Here is a 24966-nt window from a genome sequence, read left to right as displayed (position 1 = left end):
GTGCCCAGCACCCGCACCTATTTGTTCACGGATGTGGAAGGCAGTACTCGGTTGTGGGCCGAGTGCGAGCCCGAAATGCGTCGCGCCATGGCCCGACATGATGAAATAGCGGCCGAGGTCCTTGGCCGACATGATTCAACGCTCCACAAGAAACGAGGAGAAGGCGACAGCTTGTTCGTCACGTTCAATGACCCCGTTTCTGCGGTGGCGGGCGCTGTCGACCTTGTCAAGGCGCTGGAATCTGAGCCCTGGGCCCTGCCTCGTCCCATCCGAATCCGCGCTGCGATTCATACCGGGACAAGCGAATACCGGGACGACGATTACTATGGGAGCGATATCAACTTATGTGCTCGCATACGCGGTTTGGGCCACGGTGGACAAATCTTGGTGAGTCGAGAGTTCCTGGAGGCCTGTGGGCATCCGCTGCCGGTCCTGGATCTCGGCCTTCATCGTATGAAGGATATCGATGGACCGCGCCAGATCTACCAGGTCCTTGATCCCGAGCTTCAGCGCGACTTCCCTCCGCTACGCGGCCTCGCGGAGGTGCCGAAGAACCTACCAGCCTACGCGACCCATTTCTTTTCACGAACTGATCTTGAGTTCGAATTCACGGCTTCCACACCCGAGCATCGTCTTATCACATTAGCCGGGCCAGCCGGTTGCGGCAAGACTCGGTTGGCAGTGGAAGCTGCGGGCCGACTTTGCGAGGGTTATCCGCATGGCGCGTGGTTCGTGGATTGCGGCAGCGCTCACTCGCGGCCAGACATCGAACTGGCCATCCGCTCCGCCATCAATCTCCCGGAAATCGGCGATGTTCGGCTCGTGGAACAGTTGCGCCGGCACTGGACTCAAGAGGCAGTTCTGATTGTCTTCGATAATCTAGAGCAGTGTATCGACGAATCAGCCCTTCTCATTGAGGAACTCCTGATCGCAGTTCCAAGCGCTAGCATTTGGACAACTTCGCGCGAGACACTCGGGCTGGTCGGCGAAAAGGTAGTCCGCGTCGAACCACTGCCCACGCCCACCGTCCACGATCAAGCCGCGATGGTGATGGGGAACGTTGCAGTCCGGATGTTCTTCGACCGTGCCGGACTCGTGGAATCGGACGCTGCTCCCGATCCAGTGTCACTCGAACGGGTGCGGTCGATCGTGACCGAGCTAGACGGAATTCCGCTCGCGATTGAGCTCGCGGCGGCGCGGCTGAAGACCTTGGATCTCGCGGAAATCGAGGATCAGCTCCGCAATCGAATGGAGCTTTTATCACGAGACCGCAGGACTGCTATCAGTCGACAGAGAACAATCGAAAACGCAATCGCTTGGAGCTTCGACTTACTCAGCCCGCAGGCTCAGACCGATCTTATGTATCTTTCGGTCCTGCCTGGGCCCATTGATGAACCGGTAGCCAGGGCTGTCCTCGCACGGGAGGACGCCCTCACGGCAGTGAGCAGCTTGGCCGAGGCATCGCTCTTGCAGGCAGGCGGCGAGTCGAAGTTTCGATTCTTGAAGACGATTCGCGAGTTTGCCAATCGGCAGCTTGATGGCGTCCCGTCCGTTCAGGTTCCATCCGCTAGACTTTGCGGTCACTTTGAGCAGTGGTGCCCAGAGATTGATGCTCGCTACGAGCGTGGCGAGCAAGCGGAAGCCTTGCGTGATTTGGCTGAGCACTACGACAATGCGCGGGAGGCGATCCACGGTGCTGTCTCCTTGCCAGACCGAGAACTCGATGCGGCCTGTTCCATGGTTCGTGTTCTTGTTCGACATTGGCGGGCGAAGGGGCTGTTTTCTGAGGGTATGGCCGTAGTAGAAGCGCTGAATCGACAGCCGTCCCGAACCACCTCGCGCGGTAAGAGCGACATTGCGAACGCGGCGGGAACCATCTCCTGGCGTCAGGGTCACCTGACCGCTGCCGAGGCTTGGTTCGGCCGGGCGCTTGATCTCAGCATTCAACGCTCGGACGTCGCGGCTGAGGCGCAAGCCCGCAACAATCTTGGTCTGGTAGCCCAAGACCGTGCCGACTTCGCCACTGCCGAAAATCACCACCTTGAAGCACTACGGTTACGTTGCGAACTTGGGTTACGGGATGGGCAAGCGTCTTCCTGCAACAACTTAGGGTTGGTCGCTTGGCAACGTGGGCGTCTCGGCGCTGCTGCCGACTACTTCGCTCAAGGATTGTCAATCCGCCGAGAACTCCCGGGAAAGCTGGGCCTCGCGAATACTCTCACAAACTTAGCTCTTGTGCAGATCGACCTCGGTGACTACCAATCGGCGGAGCATTCTACTGACGAGGCGATCACAATTTTTCAGGAGTTAGGCGATCTGGGTGCCCTCTTGCAAGCCCGGTTCGTCAAGGCCGATGCTCACTATGCGCTCGGCCAAATCCCCGTCGCCCAGGCAGAGTATCGCGCTCTGCTCACCGAGTACGAAAAACTGGGCGACGATTGGTCGGTGATCGCATGTCGGCTCAGCCTTGCCGATGCCAGTTGGAAGACCGATGATCGCGCTGCCGCGTGTGCTTTATACGTCTCTGTGATCGAAGAAGCGGGCCGACTCGCTCAATGGGGGCACGTTGCACATGCCTGTGTTCCTTTAGCCCGAAGCTCACTCGAGGCCGGAAGAACTTCGGACGCGCAGACATACTGCGCGCTCTACGACGGCATCGCGCACGCCGAAAATCTTCATGCTTCATGGCACTGCCCCGTCCAACGAGGTGAGCTCCCGGAATGGCCAGTTGCGCAAGAGAGTCGCGAAGCACTTTTTGCCATGGCCGCCAGGATTGTTCAGGTCAGCGCTGGGCAACCAGCGCGCGACTAGCCACCTGTGAACGCAACGAAACCACAGGACTTTTCCGAGCTTTCAGCCGCAAGCAGCCGAGCAAGAATCAGCTCCCGCGGACGCCCGAGTTACCTTGAACACTTGCAAACATTTCGGGGTGCGAGCCCTCAGAGCGTACCGACTGAACTCTCCGTTGCAACACTGAATCTAGGTTGTCCTAGTAACTATGTACGATTAACTGTTTTCACGTAAGTTTACCGTTATCAAATTGTTGCGCTCGGCACAAAAATGGCCCAAGCGCAACTGTGCGCGGCACGCCCTTTAGGAGAGGACATGAAAACTTATAAAATCGCTTTGCCAGTTCTGGCTATTGCCGGAGCTGCAGTTTCTGCGAACGCTTTGGTCTTTGACACTGGCTACGAGTACACGGGTGGGACGAACCCTGCAGGAACGCCTCCTTGGAATCGCGTCACGATCACCGACGTGGTGCCGGGAACGGTCACGATTAAGCTCGCGAACATCAATCTCGTGGGTACCGAGTTCGTATCGGAAGCAAGTATCAACTTCAATCCGTTGAAGAACGTGACGAGCTTAACCTTTGGGTCGCCCGTTTCGGTTGGAACGTTTGATCTTCCTTCGATAAGCAAGAGTGCAAACGCTTACAAGGCGGGTGGCGGCGGTTACTACGATATCAAGTTCGATTTTGCCACCGCGAACTCCAAGCGTTTTGGGGTTGGCGAGAGCTTGACCTACACGGTTTCGGGCATCGCGGGGCTGATGGCGAGCGATTTCAACTTCGTGAGCATCAACGCTCCGACAGGCGTTGCCAACGCAGCGACCGCGTGGCACGTGCAGAGCATCGGCCCGAACGGGAGCCAGAGTGGCTGGGTTGCACCGGTCCCTGAGCCGTCCGCGATCTTCGCGGTGGCCCTTGGGAGCTTGGTTGTCTTGCGGCGCAAGCGCAAGTAAGTTCACGCCTCATCGAACGGGCTCAGTCTTTCCGGCTGAGCCCGTTTTGTTGTTCGTGAGACTTTCGCCGGTTCGACAGAGGCTCACGCCTTGACCAAAGGGGGGCCAGTAATTTTGCGTGATTTTCCGAAGAATTATGGATGAAGTGTCACGAATGTCTTGGCGGTCAGTACTGCAATTAATACACTAGTACTATTCTTTGCAATGGAGAGAGGGAAATGAAAGCTCTATATGTACTTGGTGTTCTGTCGGTTGCGGGCCTAAGCGTGGCTCAGACGATCGACCCCGTTTTCTCAGGCCAGTATTCGTTCACCGACCTGGGATCCGTGATCGATGTCCCGGTCAACTATGGCGGACTTACGTTCGTGGCTGGCGATCCCAACAAGATCTTGCTGGGCGGCGCGGCGAACGGATCGTCTGGAAAGCTGTACCAAGTTCCAGTCATTCGCGATGGGGCGGGTCACATCACCGGATTCTCGGGGCCCGGCGTCGCGGTGATCGATGCGCCCTACAATGATGGCGGCGTTACCTACGGACCGGGCGGAGTTCTCTTCGCCTCGCGATGGCCAGTGAACGAGCTCGGGCAGTACAAGCCAGGATCGACGACTCCCGACAAGATCATCAATATGGGTGCCCTCGGGGTGGCGAGCTCTCACAGCGCGGTGATGTTCGGTCCTTCTGGCCGGTCGTATGCGGGCAGGATGAAGGTTTCCAGTTATGGCGGCGGGCAGTTTTACGATGCTACCTACGCCCCGGATGGCCTCGGCACGTACGATATCACGTCCGTCACTTACATCGGCAACCTCCAGGGAGGGCCCGAAGGCTTCGCCTATGTGCCCCTAGGATCGCCCTTGTTCGGCGATGCCATGCTCGTGTCGGAATTTGGCGCGGGCGTCGTCAGTACGTACGACGTCGATTCTCTTGGTAACCCGATCTTTTCGTCTCGCCGCGTGTTCATGTCGGGTCTTAGTGGCGCAGAGGGCGCCGTGATCGATCCAGTGACCGGTGATTTCCTGTTCTCGACGTTTGGTGGCGGAAACCGCATCATCGTCGTTAAGGGCTTTGCAGTTCCCGAGCCGTCCGCGATCTTTGCGCTGAGCCTCGGAGCCGCGGTTCTCCTACGCAGAAAGCGAACGTAACGCAAACCTCCCACAAACGGGCTTAGCCAGTACGGCTAAGTCCGTTTTTTATGCATTTTCCCCCTCGACTTCGCGACGAGTTCAACATAATCGCCGTAAACTGCCAGTTAGTCCACGTAGTTTCCGTTCGAACTGTCAAATGAGGAAAAAGCTTGCCGACTTCGCGCCGATTGAGATCCTAGGGGCAGAGGACGCCTTCAAGGTATTGCAGCCTTATGCCATGCTGCCCGCCATTCATGTCGTCGTCGGATGCGTCGATGGGCGATCGCAGTTGTTCTCTCTGGAGATCGTGCACATCGGCAGCGAAGAGGAGTACGTTTTCAGCCCCGCGCTCATTTATGCCCACGTCACAGAACGGCGCGCGTTCGGGTTTTTTGTCGGGATTTCGCATCCGTCCGGCTCGCCGGTCGCGACTCCGTCCGACATCTTCAATGCCCGTCGACTGAAAGAGCAATCGGACTTCGTGGGGGCACCGCTCATGGACGTGATCACATTCGGCGTGGACGAGTTTGTCTCGCTCAAGGAGAATGAATTCGCCTGATGAGCCTGCTCCCTCCCTCGAATCCGGAACCCAACCGCCTGAAGCTGAACCAACTCATTCGTGCAGCGACGATCGTGTCTGGCACCGCGTCGAAGGCGGATGCTGCCCAGTGCGCGCGCGAGACGCTTCAGCTTGCCGAGTTGGCCGTCAACCTCGAGGATTCGTCTCTGCTGGTCGATATCACTGACCATCTCCTACCGTACATTTCTCAATGGGCTCCCTCCGGGACCTTCATAAGGAGCGCGCAGCGTTGCGGAGAGTTCCTCCTGCGAGCCGGAGAGTCCGAGGACTCTGCAACCTGGTACCAGTACGCTGCCATCCGTTTCCGACACTTGCGTCGGTACAAACCGGCCAAGCAGTGCGTCCAGAAGGCGATTCGTGCGCTGGACCCTGATCTGCACACGCATCGCCTCGCTTACTGTCTCCTCACGAGCGCGTCCCTCGATACCCGCACGAAGCGATTCCTGGAAGCCCAGCAGTCGATTCAGCGCGTCCGAGATCTTTTTCCGATCAGCGACTCCACTTTGAGCCTCCACGCGCAAGCCGATATGGAGCTGACGCGACTTTACGCTGCGATCGAGCGCGGCGAAACGGCACTCTTTCACGCGGAGCAGAGCTCATTTCGATTTCATTCCGCAGTCCGTACGAAATTCGCAGATCCGGTGATTCAAGGATTCATGGCCGAGGCGTACTACTTGTGCGGGCGCTACGATCGCGCCTACATCAGCGGGATTCGCGCCGTGACCCCAATGCTTCTTTCTGTCGCAGTGCGGCACCTTCGCGAAGTCAGCGGCCCCGTTTGCCTCTTGGCGAGCTCCGGCATTTATGGGTTCAAAGAGGAGTGGGACCTCGCGGCTGGTCTTGAGAAAGTTCTGACCGGAGGTCCGATGAGTGCAGAGAGCTTTGCCGAAACCCAGCGCGCAGCCTCGAAACTCTACTTGTTCTATTTGGACCATCTCGCGGGACCCGTAGAAAGGTACGACTCGACGCTGGAGGTCGAGTGCGTTCGTGCATTGGGTGCATAAGAGTAGTTGACAAACTGACTGGACATTGGTAATAAAGTGTCTATGGCCACTTTTGAAATACTCAATCTCAACAACGTTCCTCACCTCCACATCGAGCTCGACTGGGAAGAGACGACGCAACTCATCCAGAATCCCTTCACGTTCCTCGCTTCCAGTGGCGACCCCACTATTGCCGGACTTTTGAACCCGAATATGCCCGTGAACTTCCGGATTTTCACCTACGGCCCGGGATCGGGTGTCCGCAACCGCCCTAACGTCTGCGACCCCGAAGACAAACCGATCGAAGGGAACATCAACTTCAATGAGGGCAACATGAACTGTGCGTGCATTACACTCGGCGTCGTCGAATCGTCGAATACACTGCAGTTGTACACGACTCTGTATCCTTAACACTCACGCATAAAATGGGCGGGCCCGTAGAAAATGGGCCCGCCCATGCGGAACTTAGGCCGCAGATTCGAGAGTGGGCTCTTGCTCACCTAAGTTATCGTAGACGGTGGCGACGTTGCTGTATCCACTTTCCAGATCGCGACGTTTGGCAATCACGCGATAACTGGCTTTCTGCCCCACAACCGCGTCGTATTGCGTATAGCTCGTCGCACTGACGACATCCAAAAGCTCCCACCCCGTATCTCCCTCATTGATCTCGATGAAGTAACGGGTGCCTTGGATGTTTCCGCCAGAATTCCACTTCAAACGGGTTCGCCCGTCGCTAAAGCCCAGCGCGGTAAGCGCTGTCGGGGTTTTCGGGGTGGTCCTGGTAGGTGCGGCGGGATCGGGAATGCCCAATTGTCGCTTCACATCCAGCGGAATGTTCGGATTTGCGCTAAAAGTTCGCGTCCATCGTGACAGCAGGTCAGTCACCGTCCCTTTGGTCTCGTCCTTCACGCTCACGGCAGCCTTCGCCGCAGCTTTTGATGCGTCAACGCTATCCAGGTTGGACGTGAAATCCTGGCTCGCTGCGTTGATCTGACTCAATTGCGCAGGAGTCAGCCCCAGCAGCCCTGTATAGTTCGTGCAACCTTGCGCAAAGGTCACCATTGCTTGTCGAATATCCTGATCTTTCGTTCCCCACCAGCCCATAAGTTGCCTCCTGTTGCGTGTGGCGCGGGATTTCTCCCGAAAGTGATGACTCTTGGAAGCTGCCAACCGGCAACTAGTTCACTCTTACCGTTGGCAAAGTGTAGTAAAAACTATAGGACTGTCACAAAGATCGCAAGCCTCAGGTTCAAAAAGCTTGAACGAATTGCATGGTACGTCACAAACTGCTTCTTTTCGATCAAAACTTGACCACATCGCGATTCTGGTGGCCATTTCTTGAACGTAGAAACGTGCAAATCGATGGTTGACGGATAGAATTACTTTCGTCACGCTCGCAGATCGGCAGGAAATCTACGAAACCACGCGGATGACCTATCTGTTCTTGCGGCAGTTACAAATATTGTGGCGACAATTGTACGACGTACAAAGATTAGCGTCCATTTTTTGGCGGTTGATTGCCGCGACAGGGCACGAGATGGACGAAAGGTATCCTCTTTTCCGGCATGAGCGCGGAGTTTCTTACATTTCCCATTCGATCCGATAAGCTGACAATGACGGTGAAGGTGCGCTCGCACCTTTATTCGCGAAAGAGCGAGTTCCAGCAGATCGATATCTACGACACCGAGGTTTTCGGCCGAATGTTGTTCTTGGATGGTCACGTGCAGCTCAGCGAACTCGACGAGTGCTCGTATCACGAAGCGCTTGTTCATATCCCTTTGCTGGCCCAGAGAGCACCGAAGCGCGCGTTGGTGATCGGAGGCGGCGACGGCGGTGTGCTGCGCGAGCTCTGCAAGCATCAAACCATCGAGCACATCGATATGGTGGAGATCGACCGGGCCGTGGTCGAGGCCGCGCGCGAGTTTCTTCCTCAGGTAAGCGCAGGAGCGTTCGAGGATCGTCGCGTGCATCTGCATATTGCCGATGCGTTCCCGTATGTGAAAGCGCCGCACGAAGTTTACGACCTCATCATCATCGATGCGACGGATACTTATGAAGATGAGCAAGGTGAATTGAGCGAAATGCTCTTCACAGACGCATTTTATGCGGATTGTCTGCGGTTGCTCTCGGACCAAGGCTTTGTGGTGACGCAGGCAGACAACATTCTGTTCTGCCCTTACTCTTATGAAGAGATCGAAGCGAACTTCCGGCGGACTTTTCCCGAGGTCGGCGGCTATTGGGCGCTGGTCCCGAGCTTTGGGGGTCCTTCGGGTTATGCATGGGCCGGGCGGCGCAGGCTCGAAATTATGCGTTCGCCCTCGGAGATTCCGGGATTGAGGACGCTGAACGACCAGACCCTGGCGATGGCGTTCACTTCATATGGGTTTTCACAAAACTTCTGAGTGCGGGGAGCTCGGCGATCAGCGCTTTTCCTGGACAATCGGTCTTGGCATAGTCCCCGTGGCCTTTGATCTCCTCGACGGGTACGTGAAACTTCTTGGCGGCCCATAGGACCATCTGCCGGAGCGTGACGAGCTCGGCATCGGTGGGTTTTTCGATCTCGAAGTTCCCCTCGACCACGATGAGAAGGTGGCCGGTCGGGTCATATTCGGTGTTGGTATCGCCGGTGTAACGCCAGCGCCGTCCTTCTCCGACCCTTCCATCGATGCTGATGTAGTAATGGTAGGGAATATCGACCCAGGCAGGTTTTGTTCGGCCGTCTGCGAGCTTATCTTCGCGCTGCGAGAACGCTTGCAAGCCGCGAAGTTTGTCTTCCAGGGACCGAAGAGGGGCGCTCGCGACGCCAGTGTGGTGAATAGTGATCTTGGAAATACGTTGAAGCTGTGCTCCTGGTCTTCTAATCTTTGCGCCCCACTCTTCTCGGGTGACGATGGTGGGTTCAACGTTGGGCAGCATGGCGGTCAATAGTACGGCAGCGATCATTCTGGCTTTGTTTCCTTGGCTCGCTCGATAGACTTGGTGCGAAGCGCCTCAGGCAACTTAGGGTTTGGCTCGCTCATGGGTCCGATCATGGACAACGCTCCGTAATCCGTGCTGAGATTGAAGACTCTTTCGGCCTGCGCGGCATCTTCAGTGAAGAAGACGTCGCCCAGCGGAGCCAGGATTCCGATTCCTCCCATGCGGGGGCGTTGTGCTTTGGGGATGTGCTTTTCCAGAAGGTCGTACATCGCGGCACGGAGCTTGGGGTTGCTGCTGATTGCCATCGAACGAACAACATTCACAAGGTGCTTGGCATCATTTTCATTTGTGCTTTCGGAGAGCTTGCCAAGCGTGGGGAGTTCTTTCATGAAACCGTCGATTAGTTCTTTTGCCTCGGGCCGTTCCAGCTGCGCGAAGAACCATTCAACGGCATCGCGCGTGGACGAATCGGAAATGAGCTTGGGTTCCAAACACGCCTTGAAAGGTGATTTGAAAGGATTGACATTTGCCAGGGTCGCGACATCGCTGAGCGCCCGCAAATAGGTTCCCGGAGTGGGCCCGGGAATGAGCCGCTTGCGAATCTGATCGTACGTCGCCTTGTCCGCGGCGATCCACATCTTCGCCTGGTCGGTTGGTCCGATGAAACGCTGCTTCGAGATGGATTGAGCGAGTCGCGTAAGCAACGGATTACGAGGCATCGCGATGCGGAACTTGGTTTTTCGGCTCGGCTCGTGCTTTTTGATCTCCGTACACATGGTTTTGAAGGAGAGCTTGTGGGCGAGCAGGTTCTCGAAGGCTGTTGAAGCGTACAAGGAATCTTCTGGAGCGGATGCGACAGGGAGAATGAGGACGAGAACCTGAACTGCTGGATCATCGGGCACGAATTCTAGTCCGGGATTGAACTGACAATCGAACCCCTGGTCGAATGGTGGATTGAGGGTGCCGTCCAGACCGTTCATGTTGTCGCCCGAAAGGTCGTGCAAGAGATTTGCTGGGCCGAACGGATAAGGAAGCTCCGCGTCGCCGTCGGGTTTCATCTCCAAGGGAGGATCTCCGAAGAAGAGGGCGTCTTGGGCGGACCCATCGCCTGGAATTGCTTCCTTACTGCAATAACACTGTTCGTTGTATAAGTAGCTCAGTCCGTCTTTGGGGATCGTGACTGCCCCAAGGTTGATGTCTCCTTCGGCGATGGACTTACCTTTCTCGGTGACCACGACCGTTGCTTCGGCATCGTAGAGATCGATCTTGATGTAACACGTAGCTCGCGTACAGGGCGAAGGCACAAAATGCTGCCTTGGCCCAGAAACAGCGGTCGCCGCGGTGGCCAGCGCCAGTTCCGGTTCAATAGCTCCGGGCCGGAACGCAGCTTTCACGCGATCCTCCATGGCTCGCAGTAGAGCATCAGTCTCTTCTCGCCCCGCCTGCTCGCTTAGTGCCCGTATGGTAGAACTTGGTGCCCCGAAACCGCGAGAAAATTTGGGTTCGAGAACGACTGCGTGCTCAGACTCGCAATGCGTGTCGCACGAATTGTCGCACTTCTCGTGCGCCGGATGAACCAGTCCGTTGCACGAGTTCGAACACATGTCGATATAGTGGATTGACTCGCGCTTATTGACGAGGTGTATCTCGTAGGTGACGCGAACCCTCGTTCCGGGAATAGTTGTTCTGGTTTCCTCGACAACTGGAATGCTTGGCGGGGCTACTTGCGCCGCTAACATCAAGAATGAAAGGGTGAGGCCCGTAAACATATGGGGAGTATAGGACACTTTCGCGGACGACGCGGCAGTAATCTATGAACATGTGGTCTTCGATCCTGCTCGCCGTCGTTTCCGCGTTGAATTTGTCGTACCCCTTGACCGAAAAGGGCGATACGGTGGACGATTTCAACGGCGTAAAGGTCGCGGACCCTTACCGCTGGCTTGAAGAACCGGCATCGACGCCCAAGGTTCGTAGTTGGATCGAGGCTCAAAACAAGGTCACGACCAGTTTTCTCGACTCGCTGCCGAACAGAAAGGCTCTGCACACCGAATTGCTGCGTCGCTTCAGCTTCGAGCGCTACGAAACGCCCATCGAACGCAAAGGCCGCCTGATTTATGAGCGAAACGACGGCTTGCAGAACCAAAGCGTTGTTTACGTTGTCGATGCCGCAGGCAAGACCCCGCGTGTTCTTCTCGATCCAAACAAGCTAAAGGCAGACGGCACGGCACAATTGACCTCAAGCGACCTTTCCCTGGACGGGAAACGCTTCCTATACGCCGTTTCCTTCGGAGGAAGCGACTGGGTCGAATGGCGCGTCCGGGACATCGCAACAGGAAAGGACCTTCCCGACGTAGTTAAGCAATCGAAGTTTGGACTCGGCTTTTGGGATGCGAGCGGCGAAGGCTTCTACTATTTGCGATTCACGACGGAACAAGGTGCGAACGCTTTGACCGCGCGTAACTTGCCCGGCAAGCTCTACCATCACCAGCTCGGCACGCAGGAATCGGCCGACACTCTCGTCTACGAGACAAAGAAGGAGACCGAGTTCCTGTGGCCCTCCGCATCTTCGGACCGAAAGACGATCTTCCACTACATCGAGTCTGGATCGATCAACAATCGCATTCATGTTCAGGCCGTCGATAAGCCCGGCATGCCCGTAACCAAGCTCTTCGACGACGACTCTGGGCAATTTCTGCCGATCGATCGAGTTGGTTCGAAGATTTACTTCACTACGACGCGGAACGCTTCTTTCGGCAAGGTCATCGCCGTCGATCTGAAGACTCCGGGACACATTGCCACCATCGTCCCCGAGTCCAAAGACACGCTCAATACAGCTGCGATCGTGGGCGGCAAGCTCTTCGTAAGCTATTTGCAAGATGCCAAGGCCGCGCTGCGTCGCTTTGACCTGGATGGCAGCCATGCGCGAACCGTGAATCTTCCCGGGCTCGGCACCATCGGCGGGATTTCGGGCACGCAGGCCGATTCCAGCGCGTACCTCAGTTACGTCGACCTGACCTCTCCTTCGGAAATCCTGAAGCTCGATACCGCAAAGGCGGCGACGACAGTCTGGCGCAAGCCGAAACTCAAGTTCGACACAAGCAAGTACACCGCGAAGCAGATTTTCTTCAAGAGCAAGGACGGCACCCGCGTTCCGATGTTCGTCGTGCACAAGAAGGGTCTGAAGCTGGATGGCTCGAATCCGACCATCCTGTACGGTTACGGCGGGTTCGGCAGTGCGACGCTTCCATGGTTCTCGGTCAGCCGTACGGTTTGGATGGACATGGGCGGCGTCTTCGTCATCGCCAACATCCGCGGCGGCAATGAGTACGGCAAGAAGTGGCACGAGGCCGCGATCAAGACGAACCGTCAGAAGGCATTCGATGACTTCATCGCTGCGGGCGAGACGCTGAATCGCCTTGGCTACTCGAGCCCCAAAACGCTCGCGATTCAGGGCGGATCGAATGGTGGCGTGTTGGTCGGGGTCTGCATGATCCAGCGTCCCGAGCTCTTCGCCGCCGCTATCCCTGAAGTCGGAGTCATGGACTTGCTCCGCTTCAACCTGTTCACGGTCGGCAAATCTTGGGAGAGCGATTACGGCTCGCCGCAAGATCCGGTGGAGTTCGCATCGCTTCTCAAGATTTCTCCGCTGCACACGCTGCGAGCGGGGGTTAAGTACCCGGCCACGCTTGTATGCACTGCCGACACCGACGACCGGGTGGTCCCCGCGCACTCGTTCAAGTTTGCCGCACGGTTACAGGAGTGCCAGGCGGGTCCTGCGCCTGTGCTCTTGCGCGTCGATACGAGCAGTGGCCACGGAGCATCAAACCTCTCCAAGTCGCTGGAGGAAACGCGCGACATCTATGCCTTCGTTCTGAGCGCAGCAGGGAAGAAGATTCCGTCGAAGTTCTGATCAGCCGAACAGTTCGGTCACCCGACCAAGCGCCTTTACGAGCGCATCGGCGTCCTCTCGCGTGTTGTAGAGGGCGAACGATGCGCGTGCGGTTGCTGGGAGCTTCAGCCGCTTCATGAGCGGCATACAGCAGTGGTGGCCGGTGCGAATGGCGACGGCCTGCTGATCGAGAATCGTGCCTATATCGTGCGGGTGTGCGCCGTCCATGATGAAGCTGATGATGCTCGCTTTCTGTGGCGCAGTACCGACGATGCGCAAGCCCGGAACCGTGCTGAGTTGCTCGGTGGCGTAGTGGAGTAGATCGTCTTCGTGGGCACGGATCTCCTCGCGGGGGAGCGCAGACAACCACTCGATCGCCGCGCCCCATCCGATAACGCCTGCCATGTTCGGTGTGCCTGGCTCAAATCGGTATGGCAGATCGTTGTACGTGGTCTCCTCGAAGCTCACGGAGCGGATCATCTCGCCGCCGTATTGGAAGGGTGGCATCGATTCCAGCAGTTCTTGGCGAGCGTACAGCGCACCGGTGCCGGTCGGGCCGTACATCTTGTGGCTTGACATCGAATAGAAATCGGCATCCAGCGCGCGGACATCGACTTCTAGGTGCGCGAGCGATTGGGCACCGTCGACGAAAACCTTCGCTCCCGCCGCGTGGGCCATCGCCACGATCTCCTTGATGGGGTGAATGGTGCCGAGCGCATTGCTAACGTGGCCGATCGCGACCATCTTGGGTCCGCGCTCAAGCAACGTCTGAAATCCTTCCAGATCCAGCGTCCCTTCATCGTGGATGGGAATGGGTTCAAAATTCGCACCGCGGTCGCGGCAAATCATCTGCCAAGGCACGAGGTTCGCGTGGTGCTCCATGTGGCTGGCGATCACCAAGTCACCCTGGTTCAGGAATGCCCGGCCCCAACTGCTGGCGACAAGGTTGACCGCCTCGGTGCAGCCCTTTGTGAAGACGATCTCTTGGGTCGATGCAGCGTTGATAAACTTGCGCAAACCCTCGCGCGCATTCTCGTACGACTCGGTGGCTCGCTCGGCGAGCTTGTGGGCACCGCGCCGGATGTTTGCGTTGTCATGCTGATAGTACATCTGCATGGCGCGGAGAACCGACCATGGTTTCTGGCTGGTCGCGGCGTTGTCCAAGTAAACCAGCGGACGACCCCTGACTCGCTCTTGGAGCACGGGAAACTGGTCTCGGAGGCCCACCAGGAATTCCGGATCAAGTGTCGTCATTGGGTTATATTGTGCCTTCATTGAGATAGTCACGGATGTCCTGCGCCAGCTTTGATGTCATTGTTGGAACACTGCTGAGTTCTTCTACGCTCGCACGGCGAATCCCGTCTACCGAGCCGAACGTTCTGAGCAGCAGACGCCTTCTGCGCGGGCCGACCCCGGGGATTTCATCGAGGATCGAGCCCGTCATGCGCTTGTCGCGCACCTTGCGATGTAACGTCAGCGCGAAGCGGTGGGCTTCGTCGCGCAGCCGTCGGAGCAGCACGAGGCCCGGCGCAGTTAGGGGCAGCTCAACGGGAAGAAAATCGTAACGTTGCTGGATGCCTTCAAACTTGTAGGCACCGACAAGCGGCTTGATTTCCGGCGCGTCATGGCGAAGCATGGGGACGTAAAGAATCTCTTGCTTCTTGGCGAGCCCCACCATGGGGATGCTCAAGCCGAGTGCGTCCCGAGCCTGGAGAGCGGCCGCTAGCTGGCCCTTACCCCCGTCGATCATGATCAGGTCGGGCAGGCGCGTGAACTTCTCGTCTCCATCCAGATATCGACGGCAACGCCGGGTGATCACCTCGTGCATCATCGCGAAGTCGTTGGGGTCCTCGGGGTGGAACCGAACTCGGAACCGGCGATACTCGGCTTTGGCAGGTTCGCCGTTCTCGCTCACCACCATGGAGCCGGTCGGCGAGGTCCCCTGGATGTTTGAGATGTCGTACCCCTCAATCCGCGCGGGCAGAGTCGGGAGCTCCAGGCACTCCGCGAGCTGCTCCATCGCTTCTTGGGCCCACTCTTCCTTGGTCTCCATCTCGCGGCGCATGGCAATCAGTGTCTCCTCCGCGTTGGTCGCCGCCATCTCAACTAGAGCGAGCTTGTCGCCGCCTGCAGGGACCTCGATGGTAACTGCTGAGCCTCGGCGGCCACGTAGCCACTGCTGAACAACCTCTCGCTCGGCGATCTCGACCGGGAGCAAAACTTCGCGCGGTACTTCCATCGCCTGGGAGTAGTACTGCTTCACGAACTCGCCGACGGCCTCACTAGGGGCCGCTTCTTGCGAACCGTCAAGGATGAACTGACGCTGGCCGATGAGCTTGCCACCCCGCACGTACAGGATTTGAACCGCGGATCCACGCTCATCGCGGACGACCGCGATGACGTCCCGATCTTCTCCGTCCGGGATGAGCACTTTCTGCCGCTCTTGAAGCTGCTCGATCGCCTTGAGTTGGTCGCGAAGCGTCGCTGCCTTCTCAAAGTCCAATTGATCCGAAGCTGCGTCCATCTTCGTTCGGAGTTCGAGCGTTACCGCCTCCTGATTACCCGCGAGGAACTTCTCGACGCTGCCGATGATCGCTCGGTATTCATCCTTGTCCGCCAGGCCAGCGCACGGTGCCAAACACTGCTTCAGATGATAGTAAAGGCACGGTCGTTGCTCTGGTCTCCCTGACCAACTCTTGCCGCATGGGATCAGTGGAAACGCCTTGTGCAGAATGCCGAGCGTTTCGCGCACCGCGAATGTGGACGTGTAGGGTCCGAACACTTTCCCTGCGGCCCGTCTTGGATTGCGCGTGAAGAGCACCCGCGGGAACGACTCCTTTGTCACGAGGATAAACGGATAGCTCTTGTCGTCGCGAAGCCGAACATTGAACGGTGGGCGGTGCTCCTTGATCAGGTTGCACTCCAGCACGAGCGCCTCCACCTCGGAGTCCACGACAATCCATTCGATATCCCTGATCTTGTGGACGAGCCGAGCGATTCGCGCCGAGTGACGCGTCGATGCTTGGAAGTACGAGCGGACTCGGTTTTTGAGGCTGATCGCCTTGCCTATGTACAGGACCTCGCCCGCTTCACCGCGATACACATAGCACCCGGGCTTGGCGGGGAGCGCTTGCAGTTTCGCGGATATGTTTTCAGGCAGGTCCTTTCGAGGCATCGGGGAATCTCTATTGTGGCTTGCTTGTTCACACAACTTTTCTTTGGCGTTGCTCGCAAAGTGACGGACAATGAAAGCAAATCTTGCAGGTCCCCGAGAATATTCCCAGAATCTGTCATTGGAAGTTTCTACATTCTTGCGTTGAGGTGCTATTCTAAGACGAGGAGGTAAGTGAACGCTAACTGCCGTATAGAATTGTTGGGCGGGCTTTGTGTGGTTCTCGGGCCGCGCGTCATTGACCGTTTTCAGACACAAAAGACCGGCAGTTTGCTGGCGTATGTCGCGATGCACCCCGAGAAGACGTTCGCGCGGGATGTCGTAGCGGCCATGCTGTGGCCTGATGGGGACCTCCAAGCGGTACGCAACCGACTGAATCAGGCAGTTTCAAGCTTGCGGCGACAAGTTCACTCAACGGATCGAGCGGCAGATGCGGTCCTGGTGGCAGACCATCAGACCATCCGAATCAATCCTCACAACGTGTCAACCGATTACGCGGAGTTTCTAAGCCACATCGAGGCGGCTCGTGCGAGCCAATGCGTGAAGGACTCGATGGGCGCTTACGAGAGCGCGGTGGCATTGTACAAAGGGGAGCTTTTGGCGGGCTACCAAGACACCTGGATCACGCTCGAACGGATCCACCTTGCCGACCTGTATCAGATTGCGTTGCAGAGTGTCATTCGCGCGAGCGCGAACCTGGGTGACTTGGATAAGGCGATCCACCACGCCGCTTTGCGGGTCCGCGACGCTCCCCAGAACGAAAAAGCGCACCGCACGTTGATGCGTTTGTACATGCATGCTGGTCGGGCGCAGTCTTCTTTGGCGCAGTTCGAGCAGCTCAAGCAGATCCTGGCGACCAGTGGACAGTCGCCCAGCGCGCGGTCGAACGAAATCTATGAGATCGCTCTCGGGCAGCTGAACGTGCGTGAGCCGACGCGTCGGGCGCCCAAGTACGCGGTCGTCGCAGAACCAGCTGCCCCGACATACGCCCCGCAGCGGCCCAATCGTCCAGCCAAAGTGCAGCTGCCTAACTTTGCGAGTCGATTTTATGGACGCGAAGAGGAGTTGGGGCGCATTCTGGAGCTCCTGGGCTCCGATTCGATGCAAGTCATCATTCTCACCGGACTCTCTGGGGTGGGAAAGTCGCGCCTCGCGGCCGAAGCTTCGCGTCGGTTCGCGGAAGCAGACACGCACGGCATCGCTCTTGTGGACTTCAGTCGCATCCGCCCGGAGGAGGACGCAGTTCAGTGGATCGCCGACACGGTGTTGCATGCCGTCCCGGAGCCTGACCGACGTCGCGACGGTCTGATGAGTTGGTTGGCGGAATTCCAACCCTGCTACCTGGTTCTGGACAATCTGGACGCAGCGACTTCGGATCACATCGATCAGATCCAGCAGTTCATCACGGAACACGGCGTTGGAGTGATTGGGACGGCGCAGGTGCATATTGGGTTCGAGGGAGAACGCGACCTGCAAATCGCTCCACTGTCGATTCGGGGCCTGGACGCCAACGCAGATGTCACCGATTTGATTCAGGTGCCCGCGCTTGCGCTGTTCGTTGCTCGTTCACAAGGTGTCCGACACGATTTTCAGATCACCCAGCGGAACAAGGAGTCGATTGTCGATCTGCTTCGAGCGCTGGATGGGATTCCGTTGGCGATCGAGCTGGCGGCTACATGGGCAAGGACCCTAACCCCAAAACAGCTTCTGGATCGGATCAAGGCAGATCAGTACGAGCTCAAACAGCGACGGCCTTCGGTTTCGCATCGGCATGCATCGCTGGCCCTGGCGATCAACAGTTCGCTCCAGTTCCTGGCACCGGAGACGAGGAGAGCCCTGGAGCGACTCTCTGTGTTTGTGGGAGCCTTCACTTTGGACTTGGCGATTGAGGTTCTCCATGAGCCCCAACTCCCCGACTACTTGCGGGAGCTTGCCGATCACGCTCTGGTGCAGACGGTCGAGGACGGTGACCAGCTTCGGTTCCGTGTGCTCGATATCGTGCGGCGGCTGGTTTGGCATTCGCTGGATGCCAAGGTGCGGGACGAACTTAGCGCGGCTCATGCGGACACTTTCGACCGCCTCGCCTGCGCCGCGCCGTACTTCAGCTATGAGATGATCAAAATCTTTGGCCAATGGCGGCACGAGATAAACAAAGCCATCGATTGGCGATTACATCAAGGGCAGTATCAGCTCGCCCTCGAATCGATCTGCCGCCTGCTCGCGTTCCGATTGTTACAGCGTCGCCCCCAGTCGGCTGCTGAGTTCGGAGAGCACATCTTGCGAAGCATTCCGGCGGAGGAGTTGGACACCGTCGCTGGCCTGCGGGCACAGAAGCGTACAGGCAGAGCCTATGTGGAGCTAGGCAAGTTGGACGAGGCGCAGCGCTGGCTTCAGCCGATCTCAGCAAAGATGCTTGCAAGCGACGATCCCCAGCTGGTCGCCGAGTACTACCTGACCCAAGCGTCGATCGCCATGCGCAAGTTTGAGCTTAACCAAACGGTTGAACTGCTGCTGCGAGCATATGAGCTCGCACCTCGCCTCAGCCCGGGCGTGATCTCGCGCATCACCCTATCGCTGGGGAATGCGTCGGTGGACTTGGGTCATCTGGACGAAGCATCGAGTTGGAACAGCGAAGCACTCAAGATCTCGCGGATGACGGGGGACCCTATGCAAGCGGCACTAGCCTTGGGGAACCTTGCACTCACTCGGAGGCTACAGACGCGGTACGAAGAGGCCCTCGCGCTGGTCAACGAAGCCATGCACAACGAGTTCGCGCGTGAGAACGGCTGGATGGGGCGAACGTTGCTAAGCACCTGGGCGCTGATTCGCATCCGGATGGGCTACGCAGACGAGGCCATAGAACGCATGCTGGTGGAGTCTCAAGACCCGAACCAAAGCACGTTCACCCGAATCGTTCGCTTGATTGTCGTCGCGGCTGCGATGGAGAGTTTGGGGTGCGATGCCGAGGCGCTCACGTTGCTTTCGATTGCTTTGAAGTACGACCAATCGGAGTCGAGACTGGTCGGACCGCTGTGGGATGGGTTGATCGATGAAGTGCGCGACCGTGCTTGCCTGAAGGTTGGGCCCCGTGTGGCCGAGCATCGGTGGCAACTCGGCTCGGGTATGGACTTCGAGGGGGCTGAGCGCCTCATCCAAGAGACGCGGCTTGAAGATCCCATTGACGTGTCCCCCCTGAGTGTTCAGCCCGCGAATGGCCGATAATGTAGGGCATGATCGCCCCAATTGTCTTTGCAAGCCTTCTAGCCCAGTCGGAGGCTACATCCCAACCCGTCGAGTACCGCGACTGGGTTGAGTATTCGTGGGTCACTGCCTCCGAGCCAACGTCGAAGGGTTTCGGGTTTGTTGCCGGTCGACTGACGGACCGGCTCCCGGACTGGGTCGAGCCGAACGTACCCGGGCTTCTCGGTATTGGATTCGATTCCCTTAATCCCAAGACCCAGGACATGTTCAATGCGGACGGGAATTGGTATGGACGACCGGAGCAGGAAGTGTCCATTCACTGGAACGGTCGCGAAGTGGCCAATAGGCTGTCGCCGGTTGCCGTACGAAGCGAGGCCGGGCAGCGGTATCGGGTTCGTAGCGAATCGGTTGTCGGTGGTTCTGAAGTTTCGGTTTGGGTAGGAGAGAGTGCGGTGTTCGACCGATTCTTCGTCCCGGGAATGAAGCCGCGGCTCGATGCCTGGATGGTCGGCGGTTACCAGGTAGCGGAAGCGACTGGAGCGACTACGACCTTTGGTTCGCGTCCAGTGAACCTCGAAGAACCCATCAAAGTGAGCGTTTTTAACCAAGAGGTGAACAACGCGCAACGGCACCGATTTAACCAAATGGTTGAACTCCCCGAGAGGCTGCGTGGCGTGGGACGAGTCGTTGCGACGTTCCGCCTCGGGCCTACTGCCGCTGGGATTGACCGCTGGGATCGTCTTGGACAGATCTTCCTGGTGCCCGAGAAGGGTGATAGGGTTGAGCTCTTGCGCTTCATCACCCCTTACCGCAAGGGCTGGGAGTGGAAGGTGGATGTGACCGACTTCTTGCCGCTGCTAACGGGCAAGACCAGCTTCGAGTATGTCTGCGAGACATGGGGCGAGGGGTGGAGTGTTGACCTCGACCTGGAATTCAGCTTTGGCAAGCGAGCCTGGATCCCGACGAACGTCCAGAACCTTTGGAGCGGGGTAGTGGTCCTCGGAGATCCCACCAACCCGACTGAGTCTCAACTCCCCACGCTCAACCTGCCTAGAATCGGCGCAAACGAAAGGGCCGAACTTCGATGGGTGGTCACTGGACACGGGCAATCACCGAATGCGGAGAACGCGGCTGAATTTCTGCCGCTCTGGCGCAGAGTAATGGTCGGTTCTCAGACATTCACGAACACGCTCTGGAAGGATGACGTTTACTTGAACCCATGCCGGCCCCAGGGTGGGACATGGAAATTTAGCCGAGCGGGTTGGGCACCCGGTGACACAGTCAAACCGTGGGAGATCGACGTGACGGACCTCCTGCGGAAGGGAACGCAAACTCTGCGCTACGAAATTCAGCCGTACACGAACACCAGCCCTGACCCTGGTAATCCCGCCAGACAAGTCATCGAAGCTCAGCTGATCGTTTACCGCAAGGGTTAAACTGTCGCGGCGGACGCGCACGTTGTGTGGGCGCGATTGCCGTGCAAACCCGATGGAAACGATTGAATTAGCTCTCATCCCGGCTCCCCGTTCCACCCGATTGAACGGGGAGTCTTACTGTTTGACCGCATCGACCGGCATCGTCGCCGTGCCCCTGGCCGAGGATGCCATCGCGCTCCTGCAGCGTACAATCGGTGGCGATCTGGGAGTCCAGTTTCTGACGAGCGCCGGGAGCCAAGACGCATGTATTCGACTGGAGCTCGACGAGAGCCTCGCTCCCGAGGGATACACCCTGGCTGTACATGCCCAGGGCGTGACGGTGCGGGCGAGCGGGCGGGCTGGGTTCTTGCACGCGGTTCAGACGCTCCGGCAACTGGTTCAACGCGATGGGACCATCCCGGGAGTTGAGATCGAGGATGAACCTCGGTTCGCGTGGCGTGGTGCTCATCTCGACGTCTCGCGGCACTTCATGCCCATCGAGTTTGTGCGTAAGTACATCGAGCTGATTGCCGCACACAAGGGGAATGTGTTCCATTTTCACCTCACGGACGACCAGGGCTGGCGCATGGAGATTTCGGGCTACCCACGACTGACCGAGGTTGCCGCATGGCGAAAGGAAACTGTTGTGGGTCACGCGCGCGAGCCCAATGGGTACGACGGGATTCCGCATGGAGGGTTCTACACGCGGCAGGAGTTGGTGGATGTGGTCAAATTCGCAGACGAACTCGGCGTCACGATCGTGCCCGAAATCGATATGCCCGGGCATATGCAAGCTGCCATTGCGGCGTACCCCGAGCTAGGAAACACTGGGGAACCGATTGACGTGTGGACCTCCTTTGGCGTCAGCGAGCATGTTTTGAATCTGAGTCCAGCTTCGATCTCGTTCATGGAAACGGTGCTCACCGAGGTCCTCAGTATCTTTCCGTCTCAGTTCATCCACATCGGCGGGGACGAATGCCCGACCACCCAGTGGGAGCAGAGTGAGTCCATTGCCGCGCTCATGGAAGCGCACTCCATACCCGATGTGCACGGGGTCCAAGCGTGGCTCAATCGCCATCTCGACAAGTTCCTGAGCCAGCGCGGTCGCCGCATGGTCGGCTGGGACGAGATCCTGGAAGGGGGGCTCGCACCGGGTGCAACGGTCATGAGTTGGCGCGGGGAAGAGGGAGGAATCACTGCAGCGAAGATGGGTCACGACGTGGTGATGACGCCTGGAAAATGGACCTACTTCGACCACTACCAGCATGAGGACACGGAGTCCGAGCCGCTCGCGATAGGGGGCATGGCGACGCTGGAGACGGTGTACGGGTACGAACCCGTCCCGCCGCAACTGAACGAGGAGGAGGTGGGCCACGTCCTCGGATCTCAGTTCCAGATCTGGACGGAGTACATGCCCGGGCCCACCGAGGTCGAGTACATGGCTTATCCTCGCGGCTGTGCGCTGGCGGAAGTCCTATGGTCACCCAGGGAGGATCGGGACTGGGAGTCGTTCCGGACCCGGATGGAGCGCCACATGGGGCGTCTGACGGCGTGGGGCGTGGGCGCGCGACCGCTGGATGAAAGACCTGTATAAGTTTCAGGCTGATCTCTTGGTGCCGAATACTTGGGTACAATGTCGGGGATCAACCCTATTCCCATGACTATGACCACCGACGACCAGACCCCGTCCATGACCGAGCAGAAGCCTGAAGCCCAGGCAAACGTTGCGACCGAAGTCGCACCCGAAGCTCCTGCTGCTGTCGTGGACACTCCTAGTGCACCTGCCGCTCCTGCGGCCCCGTCAGTCCCTGCCGCCCCCGCTGCCGAAGTGTCCGACGAGGACCTTTTTGCTGCAGCAATGGCCGAGCTTGAGAGCGGTACCACTTCCCAAGGTACTGAGTCTCATCGCAAGCTTTACAAGGGCGACCGCGTAGAAGCGACCGTTATCCAGATTGAGAACGACCGCGTCTTTGTGGACCTGGGGACCAAGACAGAGGGCGTGGTGCCCTTGGCCGAACTTTCTGTAGAACCGCTGGAGACTGCGCACGGCGCGGTCCAGATTGGCGACAAGATTCACGTCGTCGTCCTGAAGCCGGAAGGATCGGGTGGTGAACTCAACCCGATCGTTTCGAAGAAGAAAGCGGACTTTGAAGAGGTCTGGAACAAGATTCTTGACAAGCACAATCGCGGCGAAATGGTGAATGCCGTCGTCGTGAACCGTGTCAAGGGCGGCCTCGAAGTTGACCTCGGCGTTCGCGGTTTCGTTCCCGCCACTCACGTTGGTTCGGGCAAGCTCCGAAACATCGAGAAGTACGTCGGCCAGACGCTTGAACTGAAGATTATTGAAGTCGATCGCGACCGAAAGAAGGTCGTTCTTTCCAATCGCCAGGCGGAAGAAGAGCGACGCGGCAAGGTTAAGGAAGAGATCTTCACCAACACCAAGCCAGGCGACGTTCTCGAAGGCACGGTGCGACGACTGACCGACTACGGCGCCTTTATCGACCTCGGCGGCATCGACGGCCTCCTGCACATCAGTGAGATGAGCTGGATGCGTATCAGCCACCCGAAGGAAGTCCTGAAGGAAGGCCAAGAGCTGAAGGTGATGGTCCTTCGCCTCGACGAGACGAACGGCAAAATCAGCCTCGGCTTGCGCCAGGTGCTCCCGGATCCTTGGAAGCTCATCAAGGAGAACTACAAGATCGGTCAGCGTGTGGCGTGCGAGATCGGACGGCTGGTGCAGACTGGCGCGTTCATCAAACTGCCTGAGGGCGCCGAAGCATTCCTGCCCGTCAGCGAGATTTCGAATCGACGTATCCGCGAGCCGAAGGACGTGCTGAACGAGGGGCAGGCGATCGAGGTCGTGATCATCGATCTTCGTCCCGAAGAGCGCCGCATGGTGCTCAGCATGCGCAGCGCGGGCACGGCCGTTGATCCTCCTGCCAGCTACGAAGAAGGCCCGGTTGGAGAGTTGTCGTACGACGACGACCGACGCGGTGGCCGGATTGGTGGCAAGGCCACGGCTGGCAAGAAGAAGAAGGGTGGCCGTGGTGGCCGCCACGATGAGGACGATTTCGATGTGCCAATGGTTGGTCGCGTGCCAAGCGGTGGCGCGACGATCGGCGAGCGCCTCGGCATGCTCAAGGGCCTTCTGCGACCGGACGACGACGAAGAAACAGAGACCGCAGAGACATCAGAGACGACGGACGCCGCCGCCGAGACCGACGAGAGCTAACTCTCCAAGTACGGCGCGAAAGGGGCTACTGCACTGTTGCAGTAGCCCCTTTCGCATTTATCACGCTGATCCGGTAGAGTTCGACCGTGCGCTCAATAGGCAAGTGGATCGCAATAACGGGTGGGGCAGCGGAGGGCAAAACGGTTGTTTCCCGCGCCCTGACCGAGCAGGGATTCAAGTGTGCCAGTGCCGACAGCGTCGTGAGCGACCTGTGGGACGACCCCGAGACCGTGGAGGAGCTTGCCATCGCGCTGGGGTTAGAAGGCGACGTCACCCGCGAAATGGTCCGGCGTGAAGCATTCGCTGAGCCAGAGGTTCGGCGCAAGCTAAACGATTTCTTTCACGGCCGCGTGATGGACGAACTGATCGCTACTGAGGCCGAGTTTGTGGAGATACCACTACTCATAGAAACCTGCCTGCATCCACTGTTCGACGCGGTGTGGGTGGTTTGCTGCGGGGAAGACGAACAGCGGCGGCGATTGGCTGCGAGAGGGCTCACCGAAATCCAAATCGACCAGTTATTGGCGAGCCAGCTCAGCGCGCCCGTAAGAAAACAATTTGCGGATCGGATCATCCGAACGAACGAATCGTTGGAATCCGTCCATGAGCAGGTTCTGGACGCCATCGAGTGTTCGGGCTAAGGCAAACACCATTACTGCGTGCTATACTCGCACCACCACTCTGAAGCGGTTCCGCCGAATCTCTAAGCGAAT

The 24966-nt window shown here is 58.1% G+C and carries 18 protein-coding genes; 13 read left to right on the top strand and 5 right to left on the bottom strand.

The genetic code is table 11. From position 1 onward, the window contains the following. The 6 genes from JNM85_02915 (at position 1) to JNM85_02890 (ending at position 6836) form a co-directional block, all read left to right on the top strand. On the top strand, positions 1–2811 hold the full coding sequence (locus tag JNM85_02915; protein ID MBL8087008.1) for a tetratricopeptide repeat protein: 2811 nt from the start codon (positions 1–3) through the stop codon (positions 2809–2811). Between the two features lie 294 nt (positions 2812–3105). Continuing rightward, the gene (locus tag JNM85_02910; GenBank protein ID MBL8087007.1) at positions 3106–3741 is read left to right on the top strand and encodes a PEP-CTERM sorting domain-containing protein; all 636 of its coding nucleotides are present in this window, start codon (positions 3106–3108) and stop codon (positions 3739–3741) included. Positions 3742–3959: 218 nt separating this feature from the next. Beyond that, positions 3960–4880, top strand: a complete 921-nt coding sequence (locus JNM85_02905; protein ID MBL8087006.1) for a PEP-CTERM sorting domain-containing protein — start codon at positions 3960–3962, stop codon at positions 4878–4880. A gap of 139 nt (positions 4881–5019) precedes the next feature. Next, positions 5020–5421: a hypothetical protein gene (locus tag JNM85_02900; GenBank protein ID MBL8087005.1), complete on the top strand. Its 402-nt coding sequence runs from the start codon at positions 5020–5022 to the stop codon at positions 5419–5421. Beyond that, on the top strand, positions 5421–6446 hold the full coding sequence (locus JNM85_02895; protein ID MBL8087004.1) for a hypothetical protein: 1026 nt from the start codon (positions 5421–5423) through the stop codon (positions 6444–6446). Before JNM85_02900 ends, JNM85_02895 begins: the two co-directional genes overlap by 1 nt. Positions 6447–6488: 42 nt before the next feature. Beyond that, positions 6489–6836, top strand: coding sequence for a hypothetical protein (locus tag JNM85_02890; GenBank protein ID MBL8087003.1), 348 nt, complete (start codon positions 6489–6491; stop codon positions 6834–6836). Between the two features lie 54 nt (positions 6837–6890). On the opposite strand, the gene JNM85_02885 is transcribed toward JNM85_02890, so the two are convergent. Continuing rightward, positions 6891–7529 (bottom strand): hypothetical protein, encoded by a 639-nt coding sequence (locus JNM85_02885; protein MBL8087002.1) that lies wholly within the window; start codon positions 7527–7529, stop codon positions 6891–6893. 461 nt (positions 7530–7990) lie between these two features. Here JNM85_02885 and JNM85_02880 point away from each other — a divergent pair, with 461 nt between their 5' ends. Continuing rightward, on the top strand, positions 7991–8827 hold the full coding sequence (locus JNM85_02880) for a hypothetical protein (GenBank protein MBL8087001.1): 837 nt from the start codon (positions 7991–7993) through the stop codon (positions 8825–8827). Here JNM85_02880 and JNM85_02875 read toward each other — a convergent pair. After that, complete coding sequence (locus tag JNM85_02875) at positions 8796–9368, bottom strand: N-acetylmuramoyl-L-alanine amidase (GenBank protein MBL8087000.1); 573 nt, start codon at positions 9366–9368, stop codon at positions 8796–8798. The genes JNM85_02880 and JNM85_02875 overlap by 32 nt on opposite strands. Continuing rightward, positions 9365–10738 (bottom strand): hypothetical protein, encoded by a 1374-nt coding sequence (locus JNM85_02870; GenBank protein MBL8086999.1) that lies wholly within the window; start codon positions 10736–10738, stop codon positions 9365–9367. Before JNM85_02870 ends, JNM85_02875 begins: the two co-directional genes overlap by 4 nt. A gap of 425 nt (positions 10739–11163) precedes the next feature. On the opposite strand from JNM85_02870, the gene JNM85_02865 reads away from it, so the two are divergent. Continuing rightward, on the top strand, positions 11164–13254 hold the full coding sequence (locus JNM85_02865) for a S9 family peptidase (GenBank protein ID MBL8086998.1): 2091 nt from the start codon (positions 11164–11166) through the stop codon (positions 13252–13254). On the opposite strand, the gene JNM85_02860 is transcribed toward JNM85_02865, so the two are convergent. Then, positions 13255–14487, bottom strand: a complete 1233-nt coding sequence (locus JNM85_02860; protein MBL8086997.1) for a cysteine desulfurase — start codon at positions 14485–14487, stop codon at positions 13255–13257. Positions 14488–14491: 4 nt separating this feature from the next. After that, complete coding sequence (gene uvrC / locus JNM85_02855) at positions 14492–16408, bottom strand: excinuclease ABC subunit UvrC (protein MBL8086996.1); 1917 nt, start codon at positions 16406–16408, stop codon at positions 14492–14494. Positions 16409–16621: 213 nt separating this feature from the next. Between uvrC and JNM85_02850 the strand changes: the two genes are divergently transcribed. The 5 genes from JNM85_02850 (at position 16622) to coaE (ending at position 24894) form a co-directional block, all read left to right on the top strand. After that, positions 16622–19627, top strand: coding sequence for a hypothetical protein (locus JNM85_02850; GenBank protein MBL8086995.1), 3006 nt, complete (start codon positions 16622–16624; stop codon positions 19625–19627). A gap of 8 nt (positions 19628–19635) precedes the next feature. After that, complete coding sequence (locus JNM85_02845) at positions 19636–21042, top strand: hypothetical protein (protein MBL8086994.1); 1407 nt, start codon at positions 19636–19638, stop codon at positions 21040–21042. Positions 21043–21094: 52 nt separating this feature from the next. Then, on the top strand, positions 21095–22615 hold the full coding sequence (locus JNM85_02840; protein MBL8086993.1) for a beta-N-acetylhexosaminidase: 1521 nt from the start codon (positions 21095–21097) through the stop codon (positions 22613–22615). A gap of 69 nt (positions 22616–22684) precedes the next feature. Beyond that, positions 22685–24253, top strand: a complete 1569-nt coding sequence (rpsA, locus tag JNM85_02835) for a 30S ribosomal protein S1 (protein ID MBL8086992.1) — start codon at positions 22685–22687, stop codon at positions 24251–24253. 86 nt (positions 24254–24339) lie between these two features. Continuing rightward, a complete protein-coding gene (gene coaE / locus JNM85_02830; GenBank protein ID MBL8086991.1) occupies positions 24340–24894 on the top strand; it encodes a dephospho-CoA kinase in 555 nt (184 codons plus the stop codon). Positions 24895–24966: the final 72 nt, after the last annotated feature.

The organism is Chthonomonas sp., assembly GCA_016788115.1.
In the GTDB taxonomy this organism is placed as follows: Bacteria; Armatimonadota; Fimbriimonadia; order Fimbriimonadales; family Fimbriimonadaceae; genus UBA2391.
This window is presented reverse-complemented; position numbering and strand designations above follow the sequence as displayed.